Here is a 16788-nt window from a genome sequence, read left to right on the forward strand (position 1 = left end):
GTATCGACGATCCCGTTCTCTTCTGTGTCCGAGGGGGGACTTGAACCCCCACGCCCGATAAAGGGCACTAGCACCTCAAGCTAGCGCGTCTGCCATTCCGCCACCCGGACAAGGTGTCTGTCGTGCGGGGTTTCCCTCGCGGCGACGTCGTAAACATTACCAGGCTTTCCGGGGTGCCCGATCACGGGCGGTCGCCCCGCACGGGTGCCTCACCCCGCGTGAACGGCGTGTGACGGGCCGGGACCGGTCTTGGGCGGGGCCCGGAGGAGAGGGAGGATGAGGGGGACCCACCAGCAGTGACAGCGGGAGGAACCAGCGTGAGCGCGACGGACGACACGGCCAGGAGCGTCACCGGCGAGGACGAGGTCGTGGACCTCTGCCGCGAGCTGATCCGGATCGACACCAGCAACTACGGCGACCACTCGGGGCCGGGCGAGCGCAAGGCGGCCGAGTGGGTCGCGGAGAAGCTCGCCGAGGTGGGGCTCGAACCGGAGATCTTCGAGTCGCACCCGGGCCGCGCCTCCACGGTGGCCCGCATCGAGGGCGAGGACCCGTCCCGGCCCGCGCTGCTCATCCACGGTCACCTCGACGTCGTCCCGGCCAACGCGGTCGACTGGACGCATCACCCGTTCTCCGGCGAGGTCGCCGACGGATGCGTGTGGGGCCGGGGCGCCGTCGACATGAAGGACATGGACGCGATGACACTGGCGGTCGTGCGCGACCGGCTGCGCTCCGGGCGCAGGCCGCCGCGCGACATCGTCCTCGCGTTCCTCGCCGACGAGGAGGCCGGCGGCACCTACGGCGCCCGGCACCTCGTCGACAACCACCGCGACCTGTTCGAGGGTGTCACCGAGGCGATCAGCGAGGTGGGCGGGTTCTCGTTCACGGTGAGCGAGGAGCGGCGGCTCTACCTCATCCAGACGGCCGAGAAGGGCATGCACTGGATGAAGCTGACCGTGGCCGGCACCGCCGGACACGGTTCGATGATCCACCGGGACAACGCCATCACCGAGCTGTCGGAGGCGGTCGCCCGGCTCGGCCGGCACACCTTCCCGGTGCGGGTCACCAAGACGACCCGGGCCTTCCTCGACGAACTCGGCGACGCGCTGGGCACCCCGCTGGACCCCGAGGACATGCAGTCGACGCTGGCCAGGCTCGGCGGCATCGCCAAGCTGATCGGCGCGACCCTGAGCAACACCGCCAACCCGACCCAGCTGGGCGCCGGCTACAAGGTCAACGTCATTCCGGGCGAGGCCACCGCGCACGTCGACGGGCGGTTCCTGCCGGGTCACGAGGACGAGTTCCTCGCCGATCTCGACCGGATCCTCGGCCCGAAGGTGCGCCGCGAGGACGTGCACTCGGACAAGGCGTTGGAGACCTCCTTCGACGGGGCGCTGGTCGAGGCCATGCAGTCCTCGCTGCTCGCCGAGGACCCGACCGCCAAGGCCGTCCCCTACATGCTCTCCGGCGGTACGGACGCCAAGTCCTTCGACGACCTCGGGATCCGCGGCTTCGGCTTCGCCCCGTTGAAGCTGCCGCCGGAGCTGGACTTCGCCGGGATGTTCCACGGCGTGGACGAACGCGTCCCGGTGGACGGGCTCAAGTTCGGCGTGCGGGTGCTCGACCGCTTCATCGACGCCTCCTGAACCGTCCCGGTGGAACGGTCTTTCACCGGGCGTCGGAAATCGGCCGCCTGTACGGGCGCGACTGGGAAGAGTGAATGCGCCGATAAGCGCGTAGCCTCATTAATTCCTCCTCGTTACTGGTGATGCGATCCGCTGCTTGGGATCGCATTGCCAACAAGGAGGAATAATGATCAAGAAGGTCGTCGCTGCTGCGGCTGCCACTGGTGGGCTGGTTCTCGCGGGCGCGGGTCTGGCTGTTGCCGACGCCGGCGCGCAGGGTGCTGCCGTGCACTCCCCGGGTGTCGCTTCCGGCAACGTGATCCAGGTGCCCGTGCATGTCCCGGTGAACGTCTGCGGCAACACGATCTCGGTGATCGGGCTGCTGAACCCCGCCTTCGGCAACACCTGCATCAACAAGTGACGTCGACCCGCTGAGGGGTCGTCCACACCGTCGGCCCCGGAGTGCGCGCCATGCGCTCCGGGGTCGACCGGTCTTTTTCCGAAGGAAAAGCCGAAGAAGTCGAAAAACCCGAGATGAATCGAACAGCTGCCATGCTGCGAGCGAATTCGGGACGCATGACGAGATCGAAAGCAGGGATTCAGTAATGCGACAGGTCACCCGCAAAAGCCTCATGACCGTGGCGGCTGCGACGGGGGTGATCGCCGCCGCGGGCGGCTACGCCCACGCCGACTCCGGCGCGAACGGCGCCGCCACGGACTCGCCCGGCGTCCTGTCGGGCAACTCGGTGCAGGCGCCGATCAACGTTCCCGTGAACGTGTGCGGCAACACCGTCGACGTGATCGGGGCACTCAACCCGACCTTCGGCAACTCCTGCGCCAACAAGGGCGGCGGCGCCCAGCCGGGCGGCTACGGCGCCCACCGGGGCGGCGGTGCGCAGTCGGGCGGACACGGCGACCACCAGGGCGGGTACGGCGACCAGGGTGGATACGGCGACCACCAGGGCGGGGGCGGCCGGGGCGGGAGCCACGGCGGAGGCCAAGGCGCGCACGGCGGCGGGAGCCATGGCGGAGGTCACGGCGGCTCGGGCGCGCACGCGGGCGGGTACACCGGCGGATCGCCCGGCGTCGGCTCCGGCAACCACGTCCAGGCGCCGATCGACGTGCCGGTGAACGTGTGCGGCAACAGCATCGACGTCGTCGGGATCCTCAACCCGTCGTTCGGCAACGACTGCGCCAACGACGGCGGTCCCGCCGCCCACACGCCGCCGTCCCGCGGCCACGAGACGCCGGGCAAGCCCGGAGAGCAAGGCCCCGGCAAGCCCGGCAAGCCTGGCGGGCACAGCCGCCCCACCCCGTCCCGCCCCCAGGGCGTGCCGTCCACCCCGGACCACGTGACGCCGGTCGGCTCCTCCGCCGTCCAGGTGCCCGCCGCCCACGCCGCGCAGCTCGCGCACACCGGCAGCGGACTGCCGGTGGGCCTCGTCCTGCCGGCCGGCGCGGGCGCGCTGCTCGCGGGCGCGGTGCTCTACCGCAAGGCGCGCGCCTCGGCGTGAGCCTTCGGGATGTCCACGACGGAGGGGCCCCGCCATGGCGGGGCCCCTCCGTATCCGTCGTCTCACCTCACCACGTGGCACGCACCTGGCGGATGATCCGCCGGCGCAACCGCACCCTGCGGCTGCCGTCACGCAGCAGGCTCAGGCGGTCCAACTCCCAGTGTCCGTACTCGGCATGGTCGGTCAGCAGTCGGGTCGCGTCCTTGCGGGAGACCCCGCGCGGTACGTAGACGTCGACGAATTCGTATTCCGGCATCGCATCTATTGTGCGGTCTGGGGTCCGGTACGGATAGCGTCTGCACTATGTCTGATGCTGCGCAGCCCACCGCTGCCGAGGTACGCGCCGCCGCCGAGGCGGTCAAGACCGCGCTCGACCGCCACCTGGCCGCGGTCGAACGCAGGACGGGAGAGGACGACCCGGGCGTCTACGAGGCGTTCAACGAGCTGGCCGCGGCCGCCGAGGTCTACGACGAACTGCTCTACGACCGCTACGACGAGGTCACGCCCTTCGAGATCCCAGGCGCGGAGGACTCGCTGCCGCCGTACGGGGGCCCCGAGGAGCCGCACGCGCTGAGCGTTCTGATCCGCCGCGACTACGCCGTCGCGGAGCCGCAGCGGCTGCTGGCGCAGGCCCGACGGGTAGAGGCGGCGGACGACGAGGGCGTGGGCGCGGCGGTCTCGGACACGGTGCACGGGGCCCTGGGCATGCTGTTCGGTGAGTTCGAGGCGGACGAGATCGCCTCCCGGCACAAGGAGTTCGGCCTGGAGGAGGGCGACTCCACGCTGTGGGTGCTGGCGGCCGAGGAACCCGCCGAGCCGGGCGAGTGGCTGGAGGCGCCGTTCGAGGAGGCCGACCCGGGACGGGTGGTCTGCCGCTTCGACGTCAGCTCGGTCTTCGACGAACTCGACGGCGACGACGGCGACGACGGTGATCTCGTGGACGACCTCGACGACGAGGAGCTGGAGCCGCTGGACGCGGACCGCTAGGCGGCGACCGGCGGGGACCGGCAGCGGACGGCCTCCGGGAGCGGCGACGGCGGCGGTCGTGAAGGGGAGACCCTTCACGACCGCCGCCGTCCGCGTCACTCCACGGCCGCCGGGACCTGGGTGCGCAGCAGCACCGGCAACCGCGTCGTGCGGGGCTTGGCCGGGACCTCGGCGACGGCCTTCGCCAGGGCCTGGTCGACCCCGTGCACCACGGACAGGTGGCGCTCCGCCCGGCCGAAGGCCGTGTACACCCACGGACGGGAGAGGGACTGCCCGGCGTCGCCGGGCAGGACCACGACGGCCGCGGGCCACCGGATGCCGACGGCCTGATGCGCGGTCAGCGCCCACCCATGCCGCACGGTCTGCTCCACCCGCTCCCTCGGCACGACCACCGTCTCGCCGGCGCAGGACAGGTGCAGCCCGTCCCCGTCCGCGGTCACCACCCGGCCCTGCACCGCACGGCCCGGAGCGGCCGAGTAGGCGATCCGGTCGCCGGGGTCGAATCCGCCGAAACGGCCGGGGCCGGGATTGAGCCGTTCCTTGAGGGCGGCGTTCAGCGCGCGGGTGCCGGCCGCGCCACCGTGCCCGGGGGTGATCGCCACCGTCTCCTCGGGAGTGATCCCGAACGCCCGCGGCACCGAGTCGGCAACCAGCTGCACGGTCCGGTGCACAGCCTCGCCCGCATCGCGCACCGGCACGATCACGATCTCCTTGCCGGGCGCGTCGACCTGGTTCAGCTCGCCGATACCGACCCCGGAGACGAGCTCCCCGATCGGCCCCCCGTCAGGGGTTCGCGAGGCGATCTGCGGACAGACGCCCGCCGCGAGCAGGTCGGCGAAGACCCGGCCGGGCCCGGCCGACCACAGCACCGCGGGATCCCCGCTGAGCACCAGCCGCGCCCCGTCCGGCAGGGACTCCGCCAGCATGGCGGCGCTCTCCACGTCCAGTTGGGGCGCGTCGAGCAGGACCAGCAGGTCGAGGGCGAAGGCTCCGTCGGCGTCCCGCCCGGGCCCCTCGGCGCCGGCGAGGAGGCCGGGGACGGTGACCACGGCGCCGTCCCCGGCCTCCTCGCCGAGGAGAGCCGCGAACCGCTGCCGTCCGTCCGGCGTGTGGCAGGCCGCGACCGCGCGCAGGCCCAGGGCCCGGGCCGCGGTGAGCAGGGCCGCCGGTTCGGCGCGGGCGGCCTCGCCGCCGGTGTGCAGCACCAGACCGTGCCCGGCGACGGCGCGCAGCAGTTCGGCCGTGCTTCCGGAGGCGCCGGCCGTCACCGGCTCCCACGGCGCGGCGGCCTCCTTGGCCAGGGAGTTGACCACCCGGGCCAGCGCGTCGGCGAGGCTCTCCTCGGCGAGCGCGTACCGCTCCAGACCGACCAGGACACGAACCGGCCGGGTCTCCTCGCCGTCTTCGCCCTCTTCGCTCTCCTCTGCGGGTTTCGCCCCCGTGCGGCCCGTGCCGGGCGCGTCCAAGGCGTCCTGGAAGGCGAGGGCCTCGCCCTCGGACAGCGTGCTCTGTACGGCCGCGTCGGCGTCCGGCACGGCCTGCCGGCCGAGGGCGGCGGTGAGCGTCGGCAGCTCCAGGGCGGTGTGTCCGGCCAGGGCGGCCTGCTCCAGCAGCCAGACGGTCAGGGCGCGGCCGCGCCGTTCGTCGTCCGGGGCGCACTCCGGGCCGAGCAGCGCCCGTGCGAACCCGTCGGCCTGCTCGGGCCGTACGCCGGCGACGCGCAGCAGCTGCCACGGGTCCTCGCGCAGCAGTGCATCGGCGCCCTCGCCGAGCGCGGCGGCGGCCTGGTGCGCGAGGACGTCGGGTGCGCCGCCGTCGGCCAGCACGCGCCGCACGCCCTCGACCGCGTCCGCCGCGGGTGCCGGGGCCGCGGAAGCGGCCGCCGCCGGCTGAGGCCGCCGGACCGGTTCGGGCGCGGGACGGCGCGGTGCGGGAGCCGGGTCGGCGAAGACGGTGGCCGGGGGCTTCGCCCCGCCCTCCACCGCACGTACGGCCGCCAGCAGATCGGCGGCCTTCCCGCTGAGCTTGGCCCCGCTGGTGATGGGCTCCGCCTTCTCGGCCCTGCGCCGCTCGATCCGCTCCCGCTCGACCTTCTGCGCGGCGAGCTCGGCCTCCGCCTCGGAGAGCTGTGCGGCGGTCGGGCCGCCGTCGGCTTGCGAGGCGCCGCCGCCCCCGTCGGCTTCCCCTCCGCTGTCCTGCGAGCCCGAGCCCGAGCCCGCCCCGCCGACGCCCGCTGCTGCCTCTGCCCCGGCCTCTGCGGCGAGCGTCTCCCCGGCTCCGCCGCCCGTTCCGCCGCCGTCCGCGCCCGGGTCCTCGTCGTCCGCCCCCGCGGCAGGAGCGTGATCGTCACCCGTGGCGGCGCCGTCGGCGGCCGGCTCCTGACCCTCGGCGGTGTCGTCCGGGGCTCCGGGCTCCCCGGCGGCGTCCGGCGTCGCCGGTCCGGCGGTCTCGGTGCTCTCCGGGGGAACCGGCTCCGTGCTCACAGCGTGCTCCAGTCGTGATCGGGATAGCGGTGCACGGGCGCCGACACGTCGTCGAGGGCCCGGCAGATCTCGTCAGGAAGACTAAGGGCCTCCACTGACAACGCCGCCGTGAGCTGCTGCGCGTTGCGCGCGCCGACGATCGGGGCGGCGACGCCGGGTCTGTCGCGGACCCAGGCGAGCGCGACCTGGAGCGGCGTCACCGCCAGCCCGTCGGCGGCGGTCGCCACGGCGTCCACGATGCGGCTCGCGGTGTCGTCGAGGTATGGCTCGACGAAGAGGCCGAAGTGGTCCGAGGCGCCGCGCGAGTCTGGCGGCAGGGCGTCGCCCCGGTACTTGCCGGTGAGGACGCCGCGCCCCAGCGGAGAGGACGGCAGCAGTCCGACGCCCAGATCCAGCGCGGCCGGCAGCACCTCGCGCTCGATGCCGCGCTGGAGCAGCGAGTACTCCATCTGCGTCGCCGCGAGACGGGTGCGGGCGCCCGGTGCGGAGAGCTGCCAGGTGGCCGCCTTGGCGAGCTGCCAGCCGCAGAAGTTGGCCACCCCCGCGTACCGGGCGCGGCCGCTGGTGACGGCGATGTCGAGGGCATGGAGGGTTTCCTCCAGCGGGGTGTCGGCATCGTAGGCGTGCACCTGCCACAGATCGACGTGGTCGGTGCCCAGCCGGGCGAGCGAGGCGTCCAGGGCGGCGAGGAGGTGGCCCCGGGAGCCGTCGGAGCGGCGGTCCGGGTCGGGGACGCTGCCCGCCTTCGTGGAGATGATCAGGTCCCGGCGCGGCACCAGGCCCTCCATCAGCCGTCCGAGCAGGTACTCGGCGTCCCCGTCGCCGTACACGTCGGCCGTGTCGACCAGGGTCCCGCCCGCCTCCCAGAACGTCTTCATGACGTCCGCGGCGTCGTGCTCGTCGGTGCCGCGGCCCCAGGTCAGGGTGCCGAGTCCGATGCGGGACACGCGCAGGCCGGTGCGGCCGAGATGCCTCTGCTCCATGGACGCCGAGATTACTGGCCAGAACTGGGCAGTGGGTTGCCTGTGGATAACCGAGTTTCCTCCGGCCGGAGGGCGGTTCCGCAGGCCGGGACCCCGGCCTGCGGAACGCGCGACCCTCGCCACACCGCCCTCCCCCCGGCACCGGCCCCCGCGCTATGGTCTCCGCAACAGCGTCGTTACTGATCAGTAAGGGGATCGGCCATGCAGCTCGGGATCAACCTCGGCTACTGGGGTGCCGGAATGGACGGCGACAACCTCGCCGTCGCCCAGGAGGCCGACCGCCTCGGATACGCCGTCTGCTGGGCCGCCGAGGCATACGGCTCCGACGCCGCCACGGTGCTCACCTGGGTGGCCGCACAGACCGAGCGCATCGACGTCGGCTCGGCCATCTTCCAGATCCCGGCCCGCCAGCCGGCGATGACCGCGATGACCGCCGCCACCCTCGACTCGCTCTCCGGCGGCCGCTTCCGCCTCGGACTCGGCGTGTCGGGCCCCCAGGTCTCCGAGGGCTGGTACGGCGTCAAGTTCGACAAGCCGCTGTCCCGCACCCGGGAGTACGTCGAGATCGTCCGCAAGGCGATGACGCGGGAGCGCCTGTCGTACGAGGGCGAGCACTGGACGCTGCCGCTGCCGGGCGGCCCGGGCAAGCCGATCAAGCTGACCGTGCACCCCGAACGCGAGCACATCCCGCTGTACATCGCCGCGATCGGCCCGAAGAACCTGGAGCAGACCGGCGAGATCGCCGACGGCGCGCTGCTCATCTTCCCGTCCGCGGACCACCTCGAGGACACCGCGATCAAGCATCTGCGGGCCGGGCGTGAGAAGGCCGGCAAGACCCTGGAGGGCTTCGACGTCTGCCCGACGCTGCCGCTGGCCGTCGGCGACGACAAGGACGTCGAGCGGCTCGCCGACACCTTCCGCCCCTACACCGCGCTGTATGTCGGCGGTATGGGCAGCCGCAAGCAGAACTTCTACAACCAGCTCGCGCGCCGCATGGGCTACGAGGCCGCGGCCGACGAGATCCAGGACAAGTACCTGTCGGGCGACAAGCAGGGCGCCGCTGCCGCCGTACCGCACGAGCTGATCGACCGGACGACGCTGCTGGGTTCCGTGGAGCGGATCGCGGACCGGATGAAGGCCTACGCGGCGGCCGGAGTCACCACGCTCACCCTCGCTCCCGCGGGCTTCACCCTGGACGAGCGCCTCGCCTCGCTGCGAGCCGGCTCCGAGGCCCTGGAACTCGCCGGACTGGGATAGCCGGGACCGGCGGATTCCGGAAGTTTCAGCGGCCGTGGTGGGGGCTCGGGGGTCTTCCCCGCCACGGCCGTCACACGGAACAACGCACCGCGCGGCGCGTGGTTACGCTCCCGGCCCGACTCCTGGGTTCCCTCGTTCGGCGGAGCCGTCCGACACAGCTGTTGCAGCGCCTCCCGTGCCGCATTTGACTCGTTCCTTGCGGAATGCTGCGGAATCCTGCGCGATGCGGAGAGGTGCCCCACGATGCTTTCGGCCAAGAATCTGTTCCAGGAGATCGTCGACGACGACGAGTCCTTCGCGCTCTTCTGTTCCATCGCCGCCGGCGGCGAGTCGCAGGGCGGCTGGGAGAACGCGCGGATCGCCGCGCTCGTCCCGGAGGACGAACGCGGCCTCGCCCCCAGGATCACCCGCCACGGCGCCGACGAGGACAAGCACGGGCGGATCTTCAACGCCCTGATGAGGAAGCGCGGCCTCGCTCCGGTCCCCGTACCGGGCGACACCGACTACACGATGCTCCTGGAGCGCGCCGGCATCGGCCTCGCGCACGAACGGCTCAGGACCGACGAGCCGCTGACCGTGCAGGACCTCGTCACCTACCTCGCGCACAGCCGGGTCACCGAACAGCGGGCCGCCGAACAGATGCGGCTGCTGAGCATGCACTTCGGCGACCACCCCGACCTCGGCCGCGCGGTGCGGATGATCTCGGACGACGAGGACAACCACCTCGCCTACTGCCACGAGGAGCTGCTGCGCCTGGCCCGCGCGGGACACGGCCGGGCCATCCAGAGGACGCTGCGCGCCTGCGCGCTCGCCGAGATCCGGATCTACCGGGACGTGAGCCTGGCCGTCATGGCCCACATGGGAGACATCCTCGGGTGGACCAGGGCCAGGTCGGCGCTGTTGGCCGCCGGGATCCACGCCGTGTACGCGTGGGAGCGCTTCGCGGGCTGGCGGCGGATGGTCTCCCTGGAGATGCCCGAGCGCCGCGACCCCCTCGGCGGCCCGGCGGCCCCGGCTCCCGAGTTCGCCTGAGCGGACCGGGCGGACCGGGCGGACCGGGCGGACCGGGCGCACCGGGCGGGCCCGGCGGGCAGGGGAGGTCCCGCTCCCGGTTGGCCCGAGCCCACCCGCGGGCAGGCCGACGCCCCCGGCCCTCTGCGCTCCCTACAGCCAGCCCCGCCGCTTGAACGTCCGGAACAGCAGCACCTCGAGCAGGGCCATCAGCGCGATCACCGCCGGATACGACCACACCCACCGCAGCTCCGGCATGTGCTCGAAGTTCATGCCGTAGATCCCCGCGATCATCGTGGGGATCGCGGCCATCGCCGCCCACGCCGAGATCTTCCGCATGTCGTCGTTCTGCCGCACGCTCATCTGCGCCAGATGCGCCGACAGGATGTCCGTGACCAGCCGGTCGAGCCCCTCCACGGAGTCGTTCACGCGCGTGAGGTGGTCGTTGACGTCCCTGAAGAAGGGCCGCGCCTTCTCGTTCACGAACGGCACGCCGGAGCTGGAGGCGCTGGTGCCCGCCAGCCGGGTCAGCGGCGGCCCCAGCGGACCGGTGGCCCGCCGGAACTCCAGGATCTGCCGCTTGAACTGGTAGATGCGCGACGCGGTGTTCCGTGAGCCGCCGCCGTCCGGCGAGAACACCTCCGTCTCCAGCTCCTCCAGGTCCGTCTGGAGCTCCGTCGCCACGTCCAGGTAGTGGTCCACGGTGGCGTCGGCGATCGCGTACAACACCGCCGTCGGCCCCTTGGCGAGCAGCTCGGGCTCGTCCTCCAGCCGGTGCCGAACGGCGGCCAGCGGCGCGCCCTCGCCGTGCCGGACGGTCACCACGAAGCCGTCGCCGAGGAAGACCATCACCTCGCCGGAGGAGACCTCGTCGCTCTTGGGCTCGTACACGACCGGCTTGAACACCAGGAACAGCGAGTCGTCGTAGACCTCCAGCTTGGGCCGCTGGTGGGCCTTCAGGGCGTCCTCGACGGCGAGTGGGTGCAGGGCGAACTCCCGTGCGACGTGGTCGAACTCCTTCTCCGTCGGCTCGTGCAGCCCGATCCATACGAAGCCCCCGGCGGCCCGTGCGTCGTCCAGGGCGTCCGAGAAGTCCTCCGGACCCTCCACACGGTGCCCGTCGCGGTAGACGGCGCAGTCCACGATCACTCGTCGCCTCCTTCCTTCGGGCGCTCGCCGGTGTACGCGCGCGTGCGCCTACGCTGGGCCGCATGCCCACGTTGATCCTCGTCCGGCACGGCCGGTCCACCGCCAACACCTCCGCAGTGCTCGCCGGCTGGACGCCCGGCGTCGCCCTCGACGAGCGGGGAACCGTCCAGGCCGCCGCACTGCCCGGGCGGCTCGAAGGGCTGCCCATCGCCGAGGTCGTCGCGAGCCCCCTCCAACGTTGCCAGGAGACGCTCCGGCCGCTCCTCGACGCCCGCCCCGGTCTGCGCGCGCACACCGACGAGCGGATCGGGGAGTGCCACTACGGCGACTGGTCCGGACGCAAGCTCGCCGAGCTGATGGACGAGCCCCTGATGGAGGTCGTGCAGGCGCACCCGTCCGCCGCCGCCTTCCCCGGCGGCGAGTCCATGCGGTCCATGCAGACCCGGGCCGCCGAGGCGGTGCGTGAGTGGAACGCGCGCGTGGAGCGCGACCACGGCGCCGACGCCGTCTATCTGATGTGTTCCCACGGCGACATCATCAAGTCGCTCGTGGCGGATGCCCTCGGGCTTCATCTCGACCTCTTCCAGCGGATCTCTGTAGAACCGTGTTCCATCACCGCGATCCGTTACACCCGGCTGCGCCCCTTTCTGGTGCGCCTCGGCGACACCGGGGACTTCGCGTCCCTCGCCCCGCGCGAGGAGCCGCCGGCCGGGGACGCGACGGTGGGGGGCGGTGCGGGCGCACCGTGATCGTCGGCCGCAGTAGGGTGAAGCGGTCCGCGAACGCGCGCGTACCCGCAGGGACGTTCCCCCATCCGTTCCCCGGCCCACGATGACCCCCGATTCCCATGGAGACAGGACGTGTCCCGTCAGGTGTTCCTCTACGACCCCCCGGACCGCTTCGTGGCCGGTACGGTCGGACTGCCCGGGCGCCGTACCTTCTTCCTCCAGGCCACCGCCGGCTCCCGAGTGACCAGCGTGGCCCTGGAGAAGACCCAGGTCGCCGCGCTCGCCGAGCGCATGGACGAACTGCTGGACGAGGTCGTACGCCGTAGCGGCGGCAGCGCCCCCGTGCCGGCCATGTCGCCCGCCGAGAACACCGACACGGCCCCCCTCGACACGCCGATCGAGGAGGAGTTCCGGGTCGGCACGATGGCCCTCGCCTGGGACGGCGAGGAACAGCGCATGATCGTCGAGGCGCAGGCCCTGGTGGAGCTGGACGCGGACTCCGAGGAAGACCTCGCCGAGGCCGAGGAGAAGCTCCTCCAGGACGAGGAGAACGGGCCGCCCATGCTGCGGGTCCGGCTCAGCGGCGCGCAGGCGCGGGCCTTCGCCAAGCGCGCCCTCGACGTCGTGAACGCGGGCCGGCCGCCGTGTCCGCTGTGCAGTCTGCCGCTCGACCCGGAAGGACATGTATGTCCGCGCCAGAACGGATACCGCCGGGGGGCGTGACCACCGACGACCCGGCCTTCGCCGAAATCCTCGCGCGCGGTGAGATCACCGTTCGCGGACGCATCCGCGACGCGTCGAACGCCGCCCTGTACTGCACGGTCGCGTACGAGGGCCGTGAGGCCGCCTGCGTCTACAAGCCGGTCGCGGGGGAGAGACCGCTGTGGGACTTCCCCGACGGGACGCTCGCCCAGCGCGAGGTCGCCGCCTACGCGGTCTCCGAGGCGACCGGCTGGGGCCTGGTGCCGCCCACCGTGCTGCGGGAGGGACCCCACGGCGAGGGCATGTGCCAGCTGTGGATCGAGACGGCGCCGGAGTCCGAACTGCTCGCCCTGGTGGACGCGGAGGAGCCCGAGCCGGGGTGGAAGGCGATCGGCTTCGCCGAGGTCGGCGAGGGCCGGACCGCGCTGCTGGTGCACGTCGACGACGAGAGGCTGCGCCGGCTCGCCGTCCTCGACGCGGTGATCAACAACGCCGACCGCAAGGGCGGCCATCTGCTGCCCACCGCCGAGGGCCGGCTCTACGGCATCGACCACGGGGTCACCTTCAACGCCGAGAACAAGCTGCGCACCCTCCTGTGGGGCTGGGCGGGGGAGCCCCTGACCGGGGAGGCCGTCGAGGTGCTCAAGGGGCTCAGGACGGCCCTGGAACCTGCCGGGCGGCTCGCGCTCACCCTGGGCGCGCTCATCACCCCCGCCGAACTCGACGCCACACGCGCGCGTACCGACGCGCTGCTGGAGGCCGGCACCCACCCGGAGCCGAGCGGCGACTGGCCGGCGATCCCCTGGCCCCCGGTCTGACCCCGACAGGCGCGCCCCGCCCCGGTACGGGCCCCCGGGGAGCGGCCCCGGCAGACCCGGCCCGGACAAGCACGCCCCGCCCCGGTTCGGCCCCCAGGAACGGCCCCGGCAGGCCCGGCCCGGACAGGCACCGACTGTCGCGGTTCGGCCTCGGCAGGCCCGGCCCGGGACAGGCACCCCTGCCCCGGTACGGGGTCCCCGGGAGCGGCCCCGGCAGGCCCGGCCCGGACAGGCACCCCTGGCCCGGTACGGGGTCCCCGGGAGCGGCCCCGGCAGGCCCGGAGGCACGCCCCGCGCCGGGGACGGCCCCCGGGAGCTAGTGCCGCGGCGGGCAACGTTTGCCCGTCAAGGAGCGGCGTCCGGTGCGTGCTCTCGGCGTGCCGGCCGGAAGTCCTCGTACTGGACGTACCTGGGCTTTCGGCCGGTGCGGCGAGAGTGCGTGCCGGGCGTCGCGACGGGGCGAACGTTGCCTGTCGCGGCACTAGCCCCGGCAGGCCCGGCCCGGACAGGCACCCCTGGCCCGGTTCGGCCCCCGGAAGCGGCCTCGGCAGGGCCGGCCCGGGACAGGCACGCCCTGCGCCGGTTCGGGGTCCCCGGGAGCGGCCCCGGCAGGCCCGGAGGCACGCCCCGCGCCGGGGACGGCCCCCGGGAGCTAGCCCCGGCAGGCCCGGCCCGGACAGGCACCCCTGGCCCGGTTCGGCCCCCGGAAGCGGCCTCGGCAGGGCCGGCCCGGGACAGGCACGCCCTGCGCCGGTACGGGGTCTCCGGGAGCGGCCCCGGCAGGCCCGGAGGCACGCCCTGCGCCGGAGACGGCCCCCGGGGGCAAGCCCCGGCAGGCCCGGCCCGGACAGGCACCCCTGGCCCGGTTCGGCCCCCGGAGGCGGCCTCGGCAGGGCGGGCCCGGGACAGGCACGCCCTGCGCCGGGGACGGCCCCGGCGGCCTGGTCGGCCCCGGGAGGGGCGCCTTCCCCCGGTCGCGGTGCCGTCAGGCATGTCGGGCGGGATCGCACAAGACGGCCTTCCCGGCCATCCGGCCTGCTCCGGTTCGTACACGCCACTTCCGTCCGGTTACGCTCATGACATGCATGCCTGGCCCGCTTCCGAGGTCCCCGCCCTGCCTGGTCAGGGCCGCGACCTGAGGATCCACGACACCGCGACCGGCGGCTTGGTCTCCCTCGACCCCGGTCCCGTCGCCCGTATCTACGTCTGCGGCATCACGCCGTACGACGCGACCCACATGGGTCACGCGGCGACCTACAACGCGTTCGACCTCGTCCAGCGCGTGTGGCTCGACACCAAGCGGCAGGTTCACTACGTCCAGAACGTGACCGACGTCGACGACCCGCTCCTGGAGCGGGCCGAACGCGACGGCGTCGACTGGGTCGCCCTCGCCGAGAAGGAGACGGCGCTCTTCCGCGAGGACATGACCGCCCTGCGGATGCTGCCGCCGCGGCACTACATAGGCGCCGTCGAGGCGATACCCGGCATCGTTCCGCTCGTCGAGCGGCTGCGGGACGCCGGCGCCGCCTACGAGCTCGAGGGCGACATCTACTTCTCCGTCGAGTCCGACCCGGACTTCGGCCGGGTCTCCGGCCTGGACGCGGCCGCCATGCGGCTGCTCTCCGCCGAGCGCGGCGGCGACCCCGACCGCTCGGGCAAGAAGAACCCGCTCGACCCCATGCTCTGGATGGCGGCCCGCGAGGGCGAGCCCAGCTGGGACGGCGGCTCGCTCGGCCGCGGCCGGCCCGGCTGGCACATCGAGTGCGTGGCCATCGCCCTGGACCATCTGGGGATGGGCTTCGACGTACAGGGCGGCGGCTCCGACCTCGCCTTCCCGCACCACGAGATGGGCGCCTCGCACGCGCAGGTGCTGACCGGCGAGTTCCCCATGGCGCAGGCGTACGTCCACGCCGGCATGGTCGCCCTGCACGGCGAGAAGATGTCCAAGTCCAGGGGCAACCTCGTCTTCGTCTCGAAGCTGCGCCAGGACGGCGTCGACCCCGCCGCCATCCGGCTCACCCTCCTCGCTCACCACTACCGGGCCGACTGGGAGTGGACCGACCAGGTCCTCGCGGACGCCGAGGCCCGGCTCGGGCGCTGGCGCGCCGCCGTCTCCCGGCCCGACGGGCCGCCTGCCGAGGCGCTCGTCGAAGAGATCCGCGAGGCCCTCGGGAACGACCTCGACGCCCCGGCCGCACTCGCGGCCGTCGACCGCTGGGCGGCGCTCCAGCAGGAGCGGGGCGGCACGGACATCGGTGCTCCCGGTGTCGTGTCGCGGGCCGTGGACGCCCTGTTGGGCGTGGCCCTGTAGCCGTAGGCGCCCGTGCACCGGGTATGACCAGGGGCGGTCCGCTTCGGCGCACCGCCCCTGTCCGGTTCTCTGTCCCGCTCCCCGGTTCTATTCCTCCGACGAATCACTGTCGTCGGAAGTGTCACCGCTCGGCTTCGGCGGCTTCGGGGGCCGGGTCCGCTCCCCGGGGTCCGGCGGGCCCCCGCCGTCCCGGCGCCGGAGGTAGCGCTCGAACTCGCGGGCGATCGCCTCGCCCGACGCCTCCGGCAGCTCCGCGGTGTCCCGTGCCTCCTCCAGCGTCTGCACGTACTCGGCGACCTCGGTGTCCTCGGCGGCCAGCTGGTCCACACCCACCTGCCACGCGCGCGCGTCCTCAGGCAGCTCGCCCAGGGGGATGCGTACGTCGATCAGGTCCTCCAGGCGGTTCAGGAGGGCCAGCGTCGCCTTGGGGTTCGGCGGCTGCGAGACGTAGTGCGGCACGGCCGCCCAGAGGCTCACCGCGGGCACCCCCGCGTGCGTGCACGCTTCCTGGAGAACGCCGACGATGCCCGTGGGGCCCTCGTACTTGGTCTCCTCCAGGTCCATCCGCTGGGCCAGGTCCGCGTCGGACGTGGTTCCGCTGATCGGCACCGGGCGGGTGTGCGGGGTGTCACCGAGCAGGGCGCCCAGGATGACGACCAGTTCCACGCCCAACTCGTGCGCGAAGCCCAGCAGCTCGTTGCAGAACGAGCGCCAGCGCATGGAGGGTTCGATGCCGCGCACGAGCACCAGGTCGCGCGGCTTGTCGCCGCCCACCCGGACGACCGACAACCTTGTCGTCGGCCACGTGATCTTCCGCACGCCTGCGTCCATCCACACCGTGGGGCGGTTCACCTGGAAGTCGTAGTAGTCCTCGGCGTCCAGCGCCGCGAACACCTCGCCCTTCCACTCCCGCTCCAGGTGCCCGACCGCGGTGGAGGCGGCGTCGCCGGCATCGTTCCAGCCCTCGAACGCGGCCACCATGACCGGGTCGATCAGCTCGGGAACCCCCTCGAGCTCGATCACCCAGCGCCTCCTTCCGACGTGCCCTCGCTTGACCACCCAACCTTACGGCGTTCCGCGGGAGCGCTCGCAGCCCCCTTGCACGGGGGAGTGAACGGATCACTGCCCCGTTCGCCGCCCCCGGACACCCCTCGCCGGACCCGACTCACGGCGCCCGCTCACAGTCGCCGCACAGGGATGTCCCACCGGGCGGCTCCACC

At 73.2% G+C, this 16788-nt stretch carries 15 protein-coding genes and 1 tRNA gene; 10 read left to right on the plus strand and 6 right to left on the minus strand.

The window, feature by feature from the left end; all coding sequences use genetic code 11:
- Positions 1-25 precede the first annotated feature (25 nt).
- Positions 26-110: transfer RNA gene (locus OHS71_RS32385), tRNA-Leu, on the minus strand.
- Between the two features lie 207 nt (positions 111-317).
- Between OHS71_RS32385 and OHS71_RS32390 the strand changes: the two genes are divergently transcribed.
- From OHS71_RS32390 to OHS71_RS32400, 3 genes are all read left to right on the plus strand, one after another.
- Positions 318-1646: a M20/M25/M40 family metallo-hydrolase gene (locus tag OHS71_RS32390; protein WP_328482870.1), complete on the plus strand. Its 1329-nt coding sequence runs from the start codon at positions 318-320 to the stop codon at positions 1644-1646.
- A 166-nt stretch (positions 1647-1812) separates the two neighbouring features.
- Positions 1813-2046 carry a chaplin ChpH gene (gene chpH, locus OHS71_RS32395; RefSeq protein ID WP_028806602.1) on the plus strand — a complete coding sequence of 78 codons (234 nt, stop codon included), beginning with the start codon at positions 1813-1815 and terminating at the stop codon, positions 2044-2046.
- A 184-nt stretch (positions 2047-2230) separates the two neighbouring features.
- Complete coding sequence (locus tag OHS71_RS32400) at positions 2231-3139, plus strand: chaplin (protein ID WP_328482871.1); 909 nt, start codon at positions 2231-2233, stop codon at positions 3137-3139.
- Positions 3140-3206: 67 nt separating this feature from the next.
- On the opposite strand, the gene OHS71_RS32405 is transcribed toward OHS71_RS32400, so the two are convergent.
- Complete coding sequence (locus OHS71_RS32405; protein ID WP_005485166.1) at positions 3207-3395, minus strand: DUF5703 family protein; 189 nt, start codon at positions 3393-3395, stop codon at positions 3207-3209.
- Positions 3396-3442: 47 nt separating this feature from the next.
- Between OHS71_RS32405 and OHS71_RS32410 the strand changes: the two genes are divergently transcribed.
- Positions 3443-4126: a hypothetical protein gene (locus OHS71_RS32410; protein WP_328482872.1), complete on the plus strand. Its 684-nt coding sequence runs from the start codon at positions 3443-3445 to the stop codon at positions 4124-4126.
- Positions 4127-4221: 95 nt separating this feature from the next.
- On the opposite strand, the gene OHS71_RS32415 is transcribed toward OHS71_RS32410, so the two are convergent.
- Both OHS71_RS32415 and OHS71_RS32420 read right to left on the minus strand, forming a co-directional pair.
- Positions 4222-6609, minus strand: a complete 2388-nt coding sequence (locus OHS71_RS32415) for a helix-hairpin-helix domain-containing protein (protein WP_328482873.1) — start codon at positions 6607-6609, stop codon at positions 4222-4224.
- Entirely contained in the window at positions 6606-7592 is a 987-nt protein-coding gene (locus tag OHS71_RS32420; RefSeq protein ID WP_328482874.1) for an aldo/keto reductase, read from the minus strand. The genes OHS71_RS32415 and OHS71_RS32420 overlap by 4 nt, the downstream gene beginning before the upstream one ends.
- A gap of 201 nt (positions 7593-7793) precedes the next feature.
- Between OHS71_RS32420 and OHS71_RS32425 the strand changes: the two genes are divergently transcribed.
- Both OHS71_RS32425 and OHS71_RS32430 read left to right on the plus strand, forming a co-directional pair.
- The gene (locus OHS71_RS32425; RefSeq protein ID WP_328482875.1) at positions 7794-8849 is read left to right on the plus strand and encodes an LLM class F420-dependent oxidoreductase; all 1056 of its coding nucleotides are present in this window, start codon (positions 7794-7796) and stop codon (positions 8847-8849) included.
- A 243-nt stretch (positions 8850-9092) separates the two neighbouring features.
- On the plus strand, positions 9093-9881 hold the full coding sequence (locus OHS71_RS32430) for a ferritin-like domain-containing protein (RefSeq protein ID WP_328482876.1): 789 nt from the start codon (positions 9093-9095) through the stop codon (positions 9879-9881).
- 132 nt (positions 9882-10013) lie between these two features.
- On the opposite strand, the gene corA is transcribed toward OHS71_RS32430, so the two are convergent.
- Complete coding sequence (gene corA, locus OHS71_RS32435; RefSeq protein ID WP_328482877.1) at positions 10014-11009, minus strand: magnesium/cobalt transporter CorA; 996 nt, start codon at positions 11007-11009, stop codon at positions 10014-10016.
- A 62-nt stretch (positions 11010-11071) separates the two neighbouring features.
- Here corA and OHS71_RS32440 point away from each other — a divergent pair, with 62 nt between their 5' ends.
- The 4 genes from OHS71_RS32440 to mshC all read left to right on the plus strand — a co-directional run bounded on the left by OHS71_RS32440 (position 11072) and on the right by mshC (position 15568).
- Complete coding sequence (locus tag OHS71_RS32440) at positions 11072-11758, plus strand: histidine phosphatase family protein (RefSeq protein ID WP_328482878.1); 687 nt, start codon at positions 11072-11074, stop codon at positions 11756-11758.
- A gap of 111 nt (positions 11759-11869) precedes the next feature.
- Complete coding sequence (locus tag OHS71_RS32445) at positions 11870-12460, plus strand: DUF3090 domain-containing protein (protein WP_328482879.1); 591 nt, start codon at positions 11870-11872, stop codon at positions 12458-12460.
- Complete coding sequence (locus OHS71_RS32450; protein WP_328482880.1) at positions 12424-13257, plus strand: SCO1664 family protein; 834 nt, start codon at positions 12424-12426, stop codon at positions 13255-13257. Before OHS71_RS32445 ends, OHS71_RS32450 begins: the two co-directional genes overlap by 37 nt.
- A 1081-nt stretch (positions 13258-14338) precedes the next feature.
- Positions 14339-15568 (plus strand): cysteine--1-D-myo-inosityl 2-amino-2-deoxy-alpha-D-glucopyranoside ligase, encoded by a 1230-nt coding sequence (gene mshC / locus OHS71_RS32455; RefSeq protein ID WP_328482881.1) that lies wholly within the window; start codon positions 14339-14341, stop codon positions 15566-15568.
- A gap of 87 nt (positions 15569-15655) precedes the next feature.
- Here the strand turns inward: mshC and OHS71_RS32460 are convergent, their stop codons facing one another.
- Positions 15656-16591, minus strand: coding sequence for a PAC2 family protein (locus OHS71_RS32460; protein ID WP_328482882.1), 936 nt, complete (start codon positions 16589-16591; stop codon positions 15656-15658).
- Positions 16592-16788 lie beyond the last annotated feature (197 nt).

This window comes from Streptomyces sp. NBC_00377 (assembly GCF_036075115.1).
Classification (GTDB): domain Bacteria; phylum Actinomycetota; class Actinomycetes; order Streptomycetales; family Streptomycetaceae; genus Streptomyces.